The organism is Shinella sp. S4-D37 (genome assembly GCF_040812195.1).
Lineage (GTDB): Bacteria > Pseudomonadota > Alphaproteobacteria > Rhizobiales > Rhizobiaceae > Shinella.
The window spans coordinates 633,852-649,135 of the sequence record NZ_JBFNXL010000005.1; the positions used below are offsets into that span (position 1 = coordinate 633,852).

Here is a 15,284-nt window from a genome sequence, read left to right on the forward strand (position 1 = left end):
AACCATGGCCGCTAACGCTTTGTTTGCCAGTCGCCGGTAGAGTTGCATCCTGTATTGTTCCCGTCCTGCGGGCGGGAGACCTAGGAGCAGCGAATGCAGCGGTTGATGATCGCCGATGGTTCCGACGTCGTCCGGAAGGTCGGCAAGCGGATTCTCTCCGGCTTCGATTTCCTCGTCCTGGAAGCGTCGAGCTCGCTGGAGGCCCTGGTGCGCTGCGAGGCGGAGCTGCCCAATATCCTCATCGTCGATTCGACGATGGACGGCGCCCTCGAACTGATCGGCAATGTCCGCAACCTGCCGCAGGGCAAGTCGGTGCGCATCTATTACTGCGTGGTCGAGGCGGACCTGAAGAAGATGATGATGGGCAAGCGCGCCGGTGCGGACGACTTCCTGCTCAAGCCCTTCGACCGCAAGATCCTCACCCAGGTCTTCGGCAGCCTCTCGGCGGCTGCCTGAACCGCCCCGCAATTTTTTGACTGCGTGAGCGCGGCCGCTCGTCCGGAGCCGGCCGCGTTTTTCGTTCGGGACATTCCGCGCGCCAAAAGAAAACCCGCCGGCAAGCGGCGGGTCGATATCTCGTGCGGAAAAGGGGAGGGGTCCGTCAGGCGCTTTCGGCGAGGTCGCCGTCGGGCTCGCGCAGCACGTAGCCGCGGCCCCAGACCGTCTCGATATAGTTCGCGCCGCCGGCGGCATTCGCCAGCTTCTTGCGCAGCTTGCAGATGAAGACGTCGATGATCTTCAGTTCCGGCTCGTCCATGCCGCCGTAGAGGTGGTTCAGGAACATTTCCTTGGTGAGCGTCGTGCCCTTGCGCAGCGAGAGCAGCTCGAGCATCTGGTATTCCTTGCCCGTCAGGTGGACGCGCTGGCCGCCGACCTCGACCGTCTTGGCGTCGAGGTTGACGATGAGCTCGCCGGTCGAGATAACCGACTGGGCATGGCCCTTGGAACGGCGCACGATGGCGTGGATGCGGGCAACGAGTTCGTCCTTGTGGAACGGCTTCGTCATGTAGTCGTCGGCGCCGAAGCCGAGGCCGCGCACCTTGTCCTCGATGCCGGCCATGCCGGAGAGGATCAGGATCGGCGTCTTGACCTTGGACAGGCGCAACGTGCGCAGGACTTCGTAACCCGACATGTCGGGCAGGTTGAGATCGAGCAGGATGATGTCGTAATCATACAGCTTGCCCAGATCGACACCTTCCTCGCCGAGGTCGGTGGTATACACATTAAAACTTTCGGACTTCAGCATCAATTCGATGCTCTGCGCCGTCGCGCTATCGTCCTCAATGAGTAGAACCCGCATATCTGTCCCCTTTTCCGCCGCTCAAGGTGCCTGGCCCCCTACGCGATACGGATCCAGTCGTTGCCTGATTTGGAGGCTGCCACGAATTGGTTAACAAATCCTGATTCCCTTTGGCAAGGTGTATCGATCTGTTAATTATTTTAGGCAGCTCCCTGATTTCATGGATGAATCGAAAATGTGTCTCTTAAACTGTCTCTTTAAGAACCACGGTTAACCGACTCTTTCGACTCATCAATGTGATCCACCTGTTTTTTAGCGAACCGCATTTACTGAGCCTTAAATCATCGCACCTATGATTAACGATGCCCGTAAACGAAAGGTTACCAGCGGTAGGGTTTTATTAATATCGCTGAATTTTTTTTAAGATCCGGCGTGTTTTGCCGGGTTGCGGGCACTGATTGGGAATGCCGGTGAACGGGCGTCGTGTGTTGGCGGCCGTTTGCTCCAATGCCGGGGTCTCGCTATCCACGGGAGTATTGCGTATGAAGTCGCGTGAGAGCCTAGTTCGCCTGAAGGAATTTCAGGTGAAAGAAAAGAGACGGCAACTGGCCCAGCTTCAGTTGATGATGTCCGAATTCGAACGGATGTCGAAGGAACTGGAAAGCCAGATCGCCATCGAGGAAAAGAAGACCGGGATCACCGATCCCAGCCACTTCGCCTATCCAACCTTCGCCAAGGCGGCGCGCCAGCGTTCCGACAACCTGCAGGTCTCGATCCGGGAACTGAAGGTGCAGCAGGACGCGGCCGAACTGGCGCTGGAAGAGGCGGAGGCGGAATTCGCCAAGGCTTCGGCGCTCGAAGAGCGCGATAACGCGGTCCGGCTGCGCGCCTGACCCGGTCCGGTTTCTGAAAAGCCCTCGCGAGCGACCGCAAGACCGCTCACGAGGGCTCTTCGCGTTGTTTCACGCCCCGTCAGAGATTGACGACGTCGTGCCACTCCTTGTGGCGCATGGCCTGTGCGCGGAAGAAGGGGCAAAGCGGCATGATCTTCCAGCCGCCCTTGCGTGCCTCCTCCACGGCATGGGCTGCGAGGGCCTGCCCGACGCCCTTGCCGCGCAGCGCATCCGGCACGCCGGTATGATCGACGATGACGAGTTGCGGCGAGGCGCGCGAATAGGTCATCTCCGCCTCATGGCTCTCGACGGTGGCGGCGTAGCGGCCCTTCGAGCCGGTTTCTGTGCTCGTGATGTCCATGACGGTCCTCGCTCTCGTTGCTTTGCGCCATCCTTTCCTGTCCGGCGCCGTGCCGCAAGTCCGCGGGATGTGAACGGACCCGTGCTGCGTGCGCGTCGCCACGGTGCTATGCAGGGGCACCGAAACCAGCGATGGCCTGCCATGATCCTCGTCGTTCCCGCCCTTCTCGTGCTGTCCGCCCTGTTCCTCGCCTTCGGTCTCGTCCTGCCGCTGGTGCGTTTCGAGAAACTCTATTTCTTCGACGAGACGCCCTCGCTGGTCGATATCGTCGTCTCGCTCTGGGGGCAGGGCAGCGGAGGGCTTGCGGTGCTCGTCGCGCTCTTTTCCATCGTCTTTCCTGTGATCAAGCTTTTCGCGATCGCGCTGGAGGCGACCGCGCCGGCCCCGCCCGACGGCAAGGCAAGCCGGCTTGCCCGGCTGCTGCCGATCCTCGGCAAATGGTCGATGATGGATGTGATGCTCGTGGCACTCGTCATCGTCGCGGCGAAGACGAGCGGCATGGCCTCGGCCTTCACCCAGCCGGCCTGTGGTTCTATGCCGCCTCGGCGATCATGACCGGCCTTCTGCAGATGAAGCTGCGTCCGCACTGAGCGGGGCCTTCAAACGAAACTACGGCCGCGCGGGGCGCAGCCGTAGGGGTCTTGATCGAAAATGAAACGGCCTAGTGGCGGTACTGCTGGATGCGCGTGGTGCGCAGGCCGGCAAGGCCGTGGTCGTTGATGGAGGACTGCCAGGAGAGGAATTCTTCGACGGTCAGCGTGTAGCGTTCACAGGCTTCCTCGAGGCTCAAAAGCCCGCCGCGCACGGCGGCGACGACTTCTGCTTTCCGGCGAATCACCCAGCGCCGCGTGTTGGCAGGCGGCAGATCGGCAATCGTCAGGGGGCTGCCATCGGGGCCGATGACGTATTTAACGCGGGGTCGTATCAGATCGGTCATTGGACTCTCTACATAAACTCAAGACCATATGGCGGGACTGTAGCCCGCCACATTTAAGATTTGCCTAAACGCACGCTAACAATTTTCTAATCTTTTGAGCGGCTTCGCCGACTGTCTGCGGTAGCGGAAGTGCTGGTTCCCGTTACGTTTGGCAGGTATGCCACCGCGTGCCGCGCGCATGGGAGCCATGCAAATATTTCATTTCCCTTTTATTCAAATGCTGCTAATACGCCCTTCAAATTTGAGGGCGGCGTCGATGGATGCCACCGGAAGCCCTAGGCTGCATCACCATGAATTTCTTCCGCAAGCTGTTCCCCACGGGGATATGGCTGCCGCGGCGTTTTTCGTCGCCGCTTTCGTGAAGGGGTGCTCCTGAACTTTTCCGGATCGAGAATAGACACGAGCCCGGCGTTCACGCCGGCTTTGGAAACGGAAAATGAGAGATCCAGACAACGTGCTCCGGCAGCAGGGCTGGTCACCTGAATTCCTGTCCGCGGCCAGTATCGAATCCGTGCAGACCGAATACGAGGTGCTGCACCTCATGCGCCAGTGCGCCGATCATTTCGGCTTCAGCCATTTCCTGGTGTCGCGCTTTCCGGCCAATGAGCAGCAGCGCTTCGCCGAGCGGCTGCTCGTCAGCAGCTGGCCGGCCGATCTCGTGCGCAAGTACGATGCGATGCACCTCTTCCATCTCAGCCGGCTGGCGATCGAGACGGGCGTGACGAAACTGCCCGTACAGGGCGACAGCTCGCTTCTCGCCCCCTCCGACTGGGAGAATGGCCAGGCCGGCGAGGCCATTGCGCTGGCCGAGAGCCACGGCCTTGCCGCCTCCACGGCCTTCCTGCTGCATTCGACGACCTCCGATCCCTATCTGATGGCCTTTTCCGGCACGCAGGCCCCGCTCGTCCGCCGCGAACTGGCGGACCTGCATTTCGCGGCCCTCCAGCTTTTCGAGTGTCTCGAAAGGACGTTCGCGGCGGCGACGGCGGGCCGGGAGAAACTGTCGAGCCGTGAGGTCGAGTGCCTGCGCTGGGCGGCGGCCGGCAAGAGCAGCGACGAGATCGCCATCATCCTCGGCATCTCGGCCTATACGGTGAGCAGCTATTTCAAGAGCGCGACCCGCAAGCTGAAGGCGGTCAACCGTATGCAGGCGATCGCCATCGCCCTGCGCCTGCGTCTCATCTGATCTGCTTCGTGCCGGGGGCTTCCCGCGCCGGGAAAACGAGGTTTCCGGCCTTCTCTTGCCCTCGGTGCGGCAAGTTTCTATATGTCGCCCGAAAGACGCCGCGCCGGATGCGGGGCGCAACCCCCAGTGAAAGGTGCCTTGCGAGCGCGCAGCACCGGAACGGACCTCGCGTGAACAGTCTCGATTTCGATCGCAAGCCGGAAGATACCCGTGTCGTCGTCGCCATGTCGGGCGGCGTGGACAGCTCCGTCGTGGCCGGCATCCTGAAACGCGAAGGCTACGACGTGCTCGGCATCACGCTGCAGCTCTACGACCACGGCGCCGCCGTGCACCGCGCCGGCTCCTGCTGTGCGGGCCAGGATATCGACGATGCGCGCCGCGTCTGCGAAACGCTCGGCATCCCGCATTACGTGCTCGACTACGAGAAGCGCTTTCGCGAGACGGTGATCAATCCCTTCGCCGAGAGCTATATCGCCGGCGAGACGCCGATCCCCTGCGTCGCCTGCAACCAGACCGTCAAGTTCGCCGATCTTTTGGCCACCGCCAGGGAGCTCGGCGCCGATGCGCTCGCCACCGGCCACTACATCCGCTCCCGGCCGAACCCGATGTCGGACGCGCCGCAGCGCCGCGCGCTCTTTCGCCCGGTCGATGCCGAGCGCGACCAGAGCTATTTCCTCTTCGCCACGACCCAGGAGCAGATCGACTACCTGCGCTTTCCCCTCGGCCATCTCTCGAAGGCGGAGACGCGGGCGCTCGCCGAGGACATGGGCCTCGTCGTCGCCAGGAAGGCCGACAGCCAGGACATCTGTTTCGTGCCGCAGGGCAAATATACCGACATCGTCAACAAGCTGAAGCCGAACGCGGCGCTTGCCGGTGAGATCGTGCATATCGACGGGCGCGTGCTCGGTCGCCATGACGGCATCCTGCACTATACGATCGGCCAGCGCCGCGGCATCGGCATCGCCACCGGCGAGCCGCTCTATGTCGTCTATCTCGACGCCCGCTCGCGCCGCGTCATCGTCGGCCCGAAGGAGGCGCTGGAAACGCGCCGTCTCTACCTGCGCGATATCAACTGGCTCGGCGACGGCGACCTGGAAGCCGTGGCCGCCGGCGGCTTCGATTGCTATGCCAAGGTGCGCTCGACGCGCCCGCCGCGTCCTGCCCGCCTCCTGTCCGGCCCCGGCGGCCTTTATGTGGAGCTTGCCGAACGGGAGCCGGGCGTTGCGCCCGGCCAGGCCTGCGCGCTCTATTCCGGTGAAGGCGCGGACGCCCGCATCCACGGCGGCGGCTTCATCCTGCGTTCCGAGCGAGAACCGGCCGCCGAAGACGCCCTCCGGCGCATTCTGTCCACCCCGGCCGCGGCCTGACCGGCGGCATTCGCCAAGGCCTTTGTGAACAAGGCGATTTTTGTGCGAACGTCGCTTGACACCCGCGGGAACAGCACCTTATAAGCCGCGCACCGGACGGAAACAGACATGGTTTTGTTGGTCCCTTCGGGCGGCGGAGTAGCTCAGTAGGTTAGAGCAGAGGAATCATAATCCTTGTGTCGGGGGTTCGAATCCCTCCTCCGCTACCACCGGTTTCCTTAGAAAAATCAATCTATTAGGAAGTTTCCTCTCGAAAGCTCAATTTCCATGTTGCATCATGTTGCAACTGATTTCGCTTGATTTTCAACGGCTCCCCGTCACGCTCGGCAAATCCATGCAACATGGACTGCAACATGGCGACATGCCGTAGAGAGGCGATTGATGACAAGTTCCACCAACCTAGACCGGCTCGCAAGCCGGCGTGTGCGCGCCCGCGAGAGGGCGTTAAGGGTGGCGTTGAGGGTAATGAAGGCCGAAGGCCTGTCGGTTTCAAAGATCGTTGTTGTCGGTGCCCAGTTGGAGATCATCTGCGCGTCCCATGATGAAGCGGCCGTGGTCGAGGATGAGGGCCCCGAAGATTGGTAGGTGAGATATTCACGCGTTTCTTCGAGAAACGGGTCGGCGCTGGGCTTTCCTTGGCAGCGCGCGTGAAGTGCCCCGCAGCAACCGCTTCGCCTCACGGTTTCCGCTGCCATCAAAGCTGAGCTCTGCGCTGGGGTAGAAACAATCATCGGGCTGTTGCCAGTCCGATGGGAGCTCGTCACCACCGCCGGGATTCCTCCATCCGAGATCGGGCTCGTCGTTGCCTTCATCGATGGCATCATGGGGCTCATCCTGGACGTCGCCGCCGTGCTCGTCTTCTTCCTCGATGTCATCCTGACTGACATCCTCGGCGAGGCAATCCGGGCCGTCCTCGGGCCAGCCCAGGGAGGGCTCCAGGTCAAGATCGCCATCGATGGCGTCAAGGAGCCCGATGAGGCGATCGATCTCGCGTTCGATACGAGCTCGCTTCGCACGCGCCGGGGGGCCAGCGAAGTCGATCATCATGACAGCCGCCCTCCAGATGCCATGGCCAGCGCGGCGGAGGCGAGCGCGATCGTTTCAGTCTGGTCGTCCGATGGGAATGCGAGGGCGTGGCTGATCTCAATCCTTGCCCGGTTCGCGCGGCCGCCGGCGTCCAGGGGCGGCAGATCCAGGGCGCGTTTCAGGATCGCCTCTGCCTGGCTGATCAAATCCAGGTTGATCGCATCGATGAGATCGCCGGCGTGGCATCCAGCACGGGAGTTCATAGCGGGGTGGCTGACAAGGTTGCTCGTCACCTCGACCAGCGTCAGGATAGCTGTCTGTGCGAGACGAAGGGAGGCATGGTCGGGGAGGGCGGCAATGGCATCCGCCGTTCTCGTGCACCTCTCCTCCTGTCTCACCATCCAGCCGCGGACGGCTTACATCATGGCCGGGATCCGCGGCGTCCTCCCGATCTCGTAGTCGTCGATCGCGAGAGTCAGCGCAGCCTTTGCCTCGGCAAGGCTTTCCGCCGGCTGATCCCAGGCGGAGATGATTTCCGACGTGAATTCATAGAACCGGGGGAGGTCATCGCTTCCCCCATCTGCGGCTGCCTGATCGCAAGCTGCAGAATAGGTGGCACAATCCCGGCGATAACGATGGATCGCAGCGGTGAGGCTGGTCGGGGCTTCTGAGGTCGGGCCGGGCATAGCTTCGCCGCCGGCCGAAACGGGGTTCGACATTGGTGAATCTCCAATAGGTTTCAACGATTTTCGTTTACCATTCTTATATTTCGTTGATTACGGCCTTTGTCAACGGTTTTCGTTTATGGTAGACGAAATTTAATGAATGGAGAGGATGCCTATGACAATCGATCCGAGTCAGTCTCGCGCGGCCAGAGGGTTGCTCGACTGGTCGCAAACCAAGCTCGCCCAAATGTCCAACCTCAGCGAAAGCACGGTCAGGGACTTTGAAAAAGGGCGGCGGACGCCTTCCGTCAACAATCTTTCCGCCATGCGCCGGGCAATGGAGGACGCAGGCGTTCTATTCCAAGATACCGGTGAAACGGTCGAAGGCGGCCCGGGCGTGAGACTGAAGGGATAGTCTCAGGCCTGCGGGCACTATGGGTGAGAGCAAGGAGAAGATTTCATGCACATCGAAATCGGCCAAACCAGATCCGGCAAGGTGGTGTCGCTACCGCTGGCAAAGGCGAACCGGCACGGGCTCATTACGGGATCTACGGGCACCGGGAAGAGCTGTGCGCTCCTGCGCCTCGCCGAAGAATTCAGCGCGGCTGGGGTGCCGGTGTTCGCTGCCGATATCAAGGGTGACCTCAGCGGGGTCGCTGCCGCCGGTGACGCGGCCTCACCGCTGGCCGCCCGTGCCGCATCCCTCGGCCGCCAATTCAATCCGGAACGGTTCCCGGTGCAGTTCTGGGACCTCTTCGGCGAGCATGGTCTCCCCATCCGCACCTCGGTCCAGGCCATGGGCGCGCAGCTCCTGGCGCGAATGCTCAACCTCAACGATACCCAGGAAGGCGCTCTGTCCGTCCTGTTCCGCAAGGCTGAGGACGACGCCGATTTCAATCTGAGCCTGGACGATCTCCGCTGGGCGCTCGATGCCATGATGGATGATCGCGAGGAGATCTCGAAGCGGTACGGCCATGTCACCTCGGCATCCATTGCAACGATCCAGCGCAATTTGCTCGCCTTGGAAGCGCAGGGCGGCGACCGTCTCTTCGGGGAGCCACCGTTCGACATCATGGATCTTATCCGCGTCGCCGACGATGGCCGTGGCTTCATAAACCTGCTGCGGGCCGATCGCCTTCTGGAGGCACCGAAGCTCTACGCCACCTTCTTGCTCTGGCTCCTGACCGAATTGTTCAGGATCCTGCCTGAGGCCGGCGACCTCGATAAGCCGAAGCTCGTCTTCTTCTTCGACGAGGCCCACCTCCTCTTCACCGACGCGCCGAAAGCGTTGGTGCAGCAGGTCGAGCGGCTTGTCAGGTTGGTCCGCTCCAAGGGCGTCGGCGTCTATTTCGTGACGCAATCGCCGGCTGATGTCCCCGACACCGTCCTGGCGCAGCTCGGCTCCCGGGTGCAGCACGCGCTGCGCGCCTACACCCCAAAGGACCAGCGCATGGTGCGCGCCGCGGCGCAGGCTTTCCGGGAGAATAGGGAGGTCGACGTCAAGGCGGAGATCACCACGCTGGCGGTTGGGGAGGCGCTGATTTCGGTTCTGGATGATGCCGGAATCCCGACCAAGGTCGAGAAGGTGGACATCCTGCCGCCCCGCGGCCAGGTCGGTCCGGTCTCCGATCTGGAACGGGACACCATCATGGCGGCGTCCGATCTCCGCGCGAAATACAGCTATGCGATGGAGGACGGAAAGGCGTATGCCGCGTTCGAAGACCGCCAGCGCGCGGCGCGCGGGCTGCCGGCGCTGGAGCGGGCGAAGAACAGCGGGAAGGATTTCAATGTCTACGACTTCATTCCGAATCTCGGTGGCGCCAGGCCGGCTATGGACGTCAAGAAACAGCTTGCCAAGATCGGGATGTATTTCGGGCTGGCGCTGTTCTCGGGATGCCTGACGAGCCTGCTGCTTTGATCAGCCGCCGGGGCCATCGGTTGCCTCGCCTGATGCCTTGACTCTCGCCTGTATCCCGCCAACCATGGAGTGAACGCCGTTGTACCTCCTAGGGGTGCCATGCGCTCGTCAGATGGGTGCCCTGGGGGATCTCGCACGCATGAGAGTTTTCTATTCGTCGCCCCGTCGCTGGCTGGCGGTTGGCATCCTGCTCGCCATGATGCTTGTTATTGGCATCACCATCGGCCTGCCGTGACGCCACCACCTCAATCACAACGACAAGAGGACATCATGAAGAAAATCGCCATCGCCGCTATACTGCTCGCCGTTCCTGTGCTGCCCGCTTCCGCGGCGCTCTCCGGCTTCTACGACAGCGGGGAGCAGATCTCGACAATCCTTTCGAGTGAGGCGGTGGCAAATGCACTACGGCAGGCACCGATCGGTTCTGTCTCCAATACCGGGACGCGTGAGGACGGCGCGAACGAATGGGAAGTCAGGACACAGGAATGCGACCTGAAGGTTTACCTCGTGCCGCATGCTCCGGCAGGCGTCGGCAAGGTTACCTACACGATCGATGTTCCGAAGGCATGCGAGTAACCGCAATTGAACTGCCAGACGTGTGATCAGCCGTCGTTCCCACCATCATTCGCAGCGCGCTTCACGGATGACGCAAGGACGTTCAAATTCGCCCGCCCAGATGCCGACACCTGAAGCTGCGGATTTTCATGTTTGCCCCCTCTTGTCTGCTGCAGACGATAGTACCCGGACACTACGTTAAGTCGAACCAGCTTTTGTTGTAATCCTCATTCAGAGTTGTCGGCGTCCACCCGCAATTACCCCTTCGAAAGGGCCACGACGGGATCAAGTTGAGACGCGTTGCGAGCGGGAAGATATCCGAAGGCAACCCCGATCAGGCTGGAGCAGACGAAGGCCGCCACGATGGAAGTCATCGAATAGATCAGGCCGAAGCCGGTATTGAACAGGGTGAAGACAGCCCCGAAACCGAGCGCCAGCGCAATGCCGAGAACGCCCCCGATCAGGCAGACCAGCACCGACTCGATCAGGAACTGCTGCATGATGTCGCTCTGCCTTGCGCCGACCGCCATGCGCACCCCGATCTCCGACACCCGCTCGGAGACCGAGACCAGCATGATGTTCATCACGCCAATACCGCCGACCACTAGTGAGATGAGCGCGATGGCCGCGATCAGGATCTGCATGGTCTGGGTCGTGCTGGTTATGGTCTGGCGGATATCGTCGCTGTTGATGATGAAGAAGTCCTTTGTGCCGTGGCGCCGTATCAGGAACTCCGTCACGGCCTGTTCGGCAAGGCCGGTATCCACCGCGTCGGCAACCTTGACCGTGATCGAGCGAAGCGACATCGACCCGAGCATCCGCGCCTGCACGGTCGTGTAGGGCGTGTAGATGCCGAGGTTCTGGCTACCGCCGGGTCCCGTCTGGCTCGTCTTGACGATGCCAATCACGCGCAGCGGCACCTTGCCGACGAGGATGGTCTTGCCGACGGGACTTACCATGTCCCCTGAGAAGATGGCTTCTTCCGTGTTCTCATCGATCACCGCGACCTGCGACAGGTCGTGCACGGCGTCCGCATCGAACAGGCGCCCCTCGAGGATCGTCATGCCGGTCGCGTCGAAATATTGCTCGCCCACGCCGGTGACCTGTGCATTGGCTTCGACGGAGCCGAAGCGCGCCACGACGGATGTCGAGACCGTCGGCGTGACCGCCGCAACATAGGACTGGCGCGCCAGCGCATGTGCATCCTCCACGACCAGCGTCGTGATGCGGCCGGATCGCGTATCCCCAAAACTCGTGCCCGCGAAGATCTGCAGGGTGTTCGTGCCGAGACTGGAGATGTTCGCCAGGATCTGCTGCTGCGTGCCGGACCCCAGCGCCACGACGGATACGACCGAGGCGATGCCGATGATAATGCCGAGCATGGTCAGGAAGGTGCGCAATTGATGCGCGCCCAAGGCCAGGACGGCCATGCGGAACGCTTCGCGCGACCGGTTGAGGAGGCCAAGCAAATGGCCGGATGCCGGAGGGGCAGCAGCGGCGGCGTCCGCACCGCCGCGCGCGATCTCCGGCTTCTCTGTCCGCTCGTCCGAGATGATCATGCCGTCGCTGATCTCGATGATGCGCTCGGCGCGGGCGGCGATCGCCTTGTCGTGTGTCACGATGATCACCGTGCGCCCCTCGGCGTGAAGCTCGTCGAGGATGCGCAGCACCTCCTGGCCGCTATGGCTGTCGAGCGCGCCGGTCGGCTCGTCGGCGAGAATGACGCGCGCATCGTTCATCAGGGCACGCGCGATCGACACGCGCTGCTGCTGGCCGCCGGAAAGCTGGCCGGGGCGATGCGCCGTGCGTTCGCTCATGCCGAGCCGGCCGAGAAGGGCTGCAGCGCGCTCCCGGCGCTCGGCCTGCGCCGTGCCCGCATAGATCGCCGGGATCTCGACATTGCCGAGCGCCGTCAGCTCGGCCAGCAGGTGATAGCGCTGGAAGATGAAGCCGAAATGCTCGCGGCGCAGCTCGGCAAGCTCGTCCTCGTCGAGGGAGGACGCCTCACGCCCCTCGACCCTGTAGCTACCGGCGGTCGGCCGGTCGAGACAGCCGAGAATGTTCATCAGCGTCGACTTGCCGGAACCGGACGCGCCGACGATCGCGACCATCTCGCCCGCCTCGATCGTGAGGTCGACGTTCTTCAGCACCGTGATGCTGCCTTCCCCCGAGGGATAGGCGCGCGTAATGTCCTTGAGGACGATGAGCGGCTCCGCCATCATCACAACCCCATGGGCGGACCGCCCCGCCCGCGCAGGCCGCGCGACGAGCTCGACTGCGCCGTGCCCTCGCCGGTGACGACAACATCGCCTTCGACAAGCCCGTCGCGAACCTCGGCCGTCACCTTGTCGTTGAGGCCGATCTCCACCTTGCGCGTTGTAATCTGCCCCTCCGGACCGAGTATGCGGACGCTGTAGCGACCGGCCGTATCGCGCACGCCAAGTGCGGCAGCGGGAATGGTGGGCACGCCACTCGCCCGCCCGAGCACGATGTGCACCTGGGCGGTCATGTAGGTCCTCAGCCGTCCGTCGGCATTCGGAACATTGAAGATACCGTTATAGTAGATCGCCTCGGAGGACGAGGTCGAGGACGTCGATGACGAGATGCTACTGTCGTTGCGGATCGATTCTGGAGCGGGCTCGATCGACTGCAACACTGCATCGTGGCGGCGGTCGGCATTGCCGATGACGGTGAACCAGACTGGCTGGCCCGGCTGCACCTTGACGATATCGGCCTCCGATATCTCGGCGCGCACCGTCATTGTGTCGAGCTGCCCGAGAATGACGATCGTCGGCGTCGACTGCGAGGCGTTGACGGTCTGGCCTTCCTGGCTGACGACGGCCAGCACCGTCCCGTCCATGGGGGCCGTGATCTTCGTATAGCCGAGATTGGCCTTCGCCGTCTCGATGGCGACCTCGCCCTGCGCGATCAGGGCATCGAGCGCCTCGATCTGCGCGCGCGTGACCTCGGCGGCGGCGGCCGCGCTGTCGTAATCGGCCTTCGAGGCAGCCTGCTTTTCGAACATCTGCTTCTGGCGGGCGAGCGTTTGCTCGTTGAGGCTGAGCTGCGCCTGCTTTTCCAGGCGCTGCGCCCTAACATTGGCAAGCGAGGCTTCGGCGGTTCTCAGCGCATTGGCCTGGGTGACGGAATCGATCTCGGCAATCAGGTCGCCCGTCGTGACCGTCTGGCCGAGCGCGACCCTGACTGCGGTGATGCGGCCGGAAACCTGCGCGCCGACGGCCACCAGCTTGACGGGTTTCAAAGTTCCGGTGGCGAGAACCGATTCTTCGACATCGCCGATGGCGACTATTGCCGTCAGCACGGACGGTTGCCGCGCCTTGAAATATTCAGCCCAGACGAAATAGCCTGCCGCAACAATACCTGCAGCGAACACGGCTGCCCCAATGAATCTACCAATTTTCAACTTGCATGGGCCTCGTATGCGGGAAGAACCAAATGTCGGGTCCAGCGATTAGATTTTAAAGACATCCTGTCCTGTTGAGAGGATTTGTCGCAGCTCTTTGGTTGGCGAAGCTGTATCTCGGGAATCAAGATACATGTGGGACGGAGCACTTGGATAGAAGTGACGGCAGGATGAGGGAAGCGGCCGACTACGCCAGTTCCGTGACACGTCCTCGTATAGCCCAGAGGAACCATATCGGGAAGCCGAACTCAATCGGCAGCATGGCGGAGAGAACAGCCATGCGGGGGGATCAAAAAAGAGCAAGCAGGAAGACAAGGGGTATCGCAGAGGCCATGCCAGCCATCAGGATCCAGCGCGCCCGGCGCCCCTCGGAAGCTGCCGGCGCGAGGGGCTGGGCATGACGCGGGTTCGTTTCGAACCATGGCTTCCGATCGGTCTCAGGCCGCCATTTGAATCGAAGAAGTCGTTCCCAGGCATCATGAACCTCGCTCTGCCCCCTCCTTTTACCCAACTTCGCTAGCGCACCTCTTGCGAGGTTCCAGCGCTCCACGCGTCGCGTGTAGACCTCGCTCGTCTTGGCTTCGGAATGGCCGAGGATGGCCATAATTTCGTATTGTGAACAGCCCTTTTCGGCCAGGACTTCGGCAAGGCCTTTTCGGACCCCATGGGCGGAGAGGTGGGAGAGGCCGGCCTCATGGCACCACCGCTTGAACATCGCCGACATCGCGCCCCCGCTGGAATAGGGCTTGCCCCCGCGCTTCGTGACGTAGGTGGCGCCCAGCACCTTCGGCGCTCGCGTCGCGCTTCTCAGAGGCTCTAGGATAGGGATGCAGACTTCGGTCGACCCTCGCTTTAGCGGAACCCAGCGGAGGGCATCGACGCCGTCGATGACGCATTCGTGGTGGCGGCCCAGCATAGTGAGATCCTCGATCCGGCACCCGGTCCACAACAAGATGGACATCGCAACGTGCGGTGTGCTGCCGGACTTATGGACTGCGAAGAAAGCGGTGACATCCGCGGCCTTCCAAGGCTTCGCGCCGTCCCCCTTGCGATAGACCGACTTGATGCCCCGGGCCGTGTTTTCCTTGATGTATTTGCGCTCGACCGCCCAGTCGAACAGCACGGCAACGGCCTCGATAAAGGCGTCGGCCTGGGCTGGGGAAGCGCCCATACCATCCTGCAACTCGATCAGCTTCTCTCGGGGTACCTCCATCTTGCGATTCGGGTTCTTGATGAGCCGCGCCAAGAGGTTGCGCTTCTTTTTCAGCGTTTTTGCACTTGTCGTCCCAGCCTTGACCCTCTCTTCGAGATATTCGAGATAGGTATGGACGAGCCAGCCGATGGTCTGCGGCTTCTCCTGTTCTGACGGCTTCTTCAACGGGTCCGGTTTTATGCCTCGGCGCGCAAGATCGTACTGGCGACTGAAGTCAGAATCACCGGGGGCCGCAAAGAGCTGTATTCTTTTCCCGTGTTGCCCCTTGGGGCGAACCCGATAAATGACCGTGCCCGACGGCAGGAGCTGCCGTATCAGGCCCGGATAATCGACTTGCATGGAATCCCTCACCAATCCTCAGGGCCTCCATCGTCGGGCGAGGGCGGGGTCTATTCAACGCCACCGAAATAGGAAACCGCTTCACTGCCTCGCCATTGGCTCATGGATTTGCAGATATACGTTAGTCGGAGCGCAAGCAGATCATCCCCCATGGATTGAG

Annotated in this window: 17 protein-coding genes, 1 tRNA gene and 1 pseudogene; 10 read left to right on the forward strand and 9 right to left on the reverse strand. The window is 62.0% G+C overall.

Going from position 1 to position 15,284, the window contains the following annotated elements:
- Positions 1-93: 93 nt before the first annotated feature.
- Entirely contained in the window at positions 94-456 is a 363-nt protein-coding gene (locus tag AB3G45_RS10505) for a PleD family two-component system response regulator (RefSeq protein ID WP_244768362.1), read from the forward strand.
- A gap of 145 nt (positions 457-601) precedes the next feature.
- Here the strand turns inward: AB3G45_RS10505 and ctrA are convergent, their stop codons facing one another.
- Positions 602-1,300: a response regulator transcription factor CtrA gene (ctrA, locus tag AB3G45_RS10510; protein ID WP_367830497.1), complete on the reverse strand. Its 699-nt coding sequence runs from the start codon at positions 1,298-1,300 to the stop codon at positions 602-604.
- Between the two features lie 482 nt (positions 1,301-1,782).
- Between ctrA and AB3G45_RS10515 the strand changes: the two genes are divergently transcribed.
- Entirely contained in the window at positions 1,783-2,133 is a 351-nt protein-coding gene (locus tag AB3G45_RS10515; protein WP_367833553.1) for a flagellar export protein FliJ, read from the forward strand.
- 79 nt (positions 2,134-2,212) lie between these two features.
- Here AB3G45_RS10515 and AB3G45_RS10520 read toward each other — a convergent pair whose 3' ends face one another.
- The gene (locus AB3G45_RS10520; protein WP_367830498.1) at positions 2,213-2,494 is read right to left on the reverse strand and encodes a GNAT family N-acetyltransferase; all 282 of its coding nucleotides are present in this window, start codon (positions 2,492-2,494) and stop codon (positions 2,213-2,215) included.
- 108 nt (positions 2,495-2,602) lie between these two features.
- On the opposite strand from AB3G45_RS10520, the pseudogene AB3G45_RS10525 reads away from it, so the two are divergent.
- Positions 2,603-3,084 (forward strand): annotated as a pseudogene (locus tag AB3G45_RS10525) (paraquat-inducible protein A).
- A gap of 71 nt (positions 3,085-3,155) precedes the next feature.
- Here the strand turns inward: AB3G45_RS10525 and AB3G45_RS10530 are convergent.
- Entirely contained in the window at positions 3,156-3,431 is a 276-nt protein-coding gene (locus AB3G45_RS10530; RefSeq protein WP_023515011.1) for a DUF1153 domain-containing protein, read from the reverse strand.
- 436 nt (positions 3,432-3,867) lie between these two features.
- Here AB3G45_RS10530 and AB3G45_RS10535 point away from each other — a divergent pair, with 436 nt between their 5' ends.
- The 4 genes from AB3G45_RS10535 (at position 3,868) to AB3G45_RS10550 (ending at position 6,569) form a co-directional block, all read left to right on the forward strand.
- The gene (locus AB3G45_RS10535) at positions 3,868-4,617 is read left to right on the forward strand and encodes a LuxR C-terminal-related transcriptional regulator (RefSeq protein ID WP_367830499.1); all 750 of its coding nucleotides are present in this window, start codon (positions 3,868-3,870) and stop codon (positions 4,615-4,617) included.
- A 170-nt stretch (positions 4,618-4,787) separates the two neighbouring features.
- Complete coding sequence (mnmA, locus tag AB3G45_RS10540) at positions 4,788-5,984, forward strand: tRNA 2-thiouridine(34) synthase MnmA (protein WP_367830500.1); 1,197 nt, start codon at positions 4,788-4,790, stop codon at positions 5,982-5,984.
- A 132-nt stretch (positions 5,985-6,116) separates the two neighbouring features.
- Positions 6,117-6,193, forward strand: a tRNA-Met gene (locus AB3G45_RS10545).
- Between the two features lie 172 nt (positions 6,194-6,365).
- Complete coding sequence (locus AB3G45_RS10550; protein ID WP_367830501.1) at positions 6,366-6,569, forward strand: hypothetical protein; 204 nt, start codon at positions 6,366-6,368, stop codon at positions 6,567-6,569.
- Between the two features lie 9 nt (positions 6,570-6,578).
- Here the strand turns inward: AB3G45_RS10550 and AB3G45_RS10555 are convergent, their stop codons facing one another.
- The 3 genes from AB3G45_RS10555 to AB3G45_RS10565 are packed head-to-tail and all read right to left on the reverse strand — an operon-like array spanning position 6,579 to position 7,729.
- Complete coding sequence (locus AB3G45_RS10555) at positions 6,579-7,031, reverse strand: hypothetical protein (RefSeq protein WP_367830502.1); 453 nt, start codon at positions 7,029-7,031, stop codon at positions 6,579-6,581.
- Positions 7,028-7,411, reverse strand: coding sequence for a hypothetical protein (locus AB3G45_RS10560; RefSeq protein ID WP_367830503.1), 384 nt, complete (start codon positions 7,409-7,411; stop codon positions 7,028-7,030). The genes AB3G45_RS10555 and AB3G45_RS10560 overlap by 4 nt, the downstream gene beginning before the upstream one ends.
- Positions 7,412-7,426: 15 nt before the next feature.
- On the reverse strand, positions 7,427-7,729 hold the full coding sequence (locus tag AB3G45_RS10565; RefSeq protein WP_367830504.1) for a hypothetical protein: 303 nt from the start codon (positions 7,727-7,729) through the stop codon (positions 7,427-7,429).
- Positions 7,730-7,850: 121 nt separating this feature from the next.
- On the opposite strand from AB3G45_RS10565, the gene AB3G45_RS10570 reads away from it, so the two are divergent.
- The 3 genes from AB3G45_RS10570 (at position 7,851) to AB3G45_RS10580 (ending at position 10,169) form a co-directional block, all read left to right on the forward strand.
- Positions 7,851-8,090, forward strand: coding sequence for a multiprotein-bridging factor 1 family protein (locus AB3G45_RS10570; RefSeq protein WP_367830505.1), 240 nt, complete (start codon positions 7,851-7,853; stop codon positions 8,088-8,090).
- Positions 8,091-8,135: 45 nt separating this feature from the next.
- On the forward strand, positions 8,136-9,593 hold the full coding sequence (locus AB3G45_RS10575) for a helicase HerA-like domain-containing protein (protein WP_367830506.1): 1,458 nt from the start codon (positions 8,136-8,138) through the stop codon (positions 9,591-9,593).
- Positions 9,594-9,863: 270 nt separating this feature from the next.
- Entirely contained in the window at positions 9,864-10,169 is a 306-nt protein-coding gene (locus AB3G45_RS10580; RefSeq protein ID WP_367830507.1) for a hypothetical protein, read from the forward strand.
- A gap of 236 nt (positions 10,170-10,405) precedes the next feature.
- On the opposite strand, the gene AB3G45_RS10585 is transcribed toward AB3G45_RS10580, so the two are convergent.
- The 3 genes from AB3G45_RS10585 to AB3G45_RS10595 all read right to left on the reverse strand — a co-directional run bounded on the left by AB3G45_RS10585 (position 10,406) and on the right by AB3G45_RS10595 (position 15,124).
- Complete coding sequence (locus tag AB3G45_RS10585; RefSeq protein ID WP_367833554.1) at positions 10,406-12,367, reverse strand: MacB family efflux pump subunit; 1,962 nt, start codon at positions 12,365-12,367, stop codon at positions 10,406-10,408.
- Between the two features lie 2 nt (positions 12,368-12,369).
- A complete protein-coding gene (locus AB3G45_RS10590) occupies positions 12,370-13,542 on the reverse strand; it encodes an efflux RND transporter periplasmic adaptor subunit (RefSeq protein WP_367830508.1) in 1,173 nt (390 codons plus the stop codon).
- A gap of 319 nt (positions 13,543-13,861) precedes the next feature.
- Entirely contained in the window at positions 13,862-15,124 is a 1,263-nt protein-coding gene (locus AB3G45_RS10595; protein WP_367830509.1) for a tyrosine-type recombinase/integrase, read from the reverse strand.
- Positions 15,125-15,284: the final 160 nt, after the last annotated feature.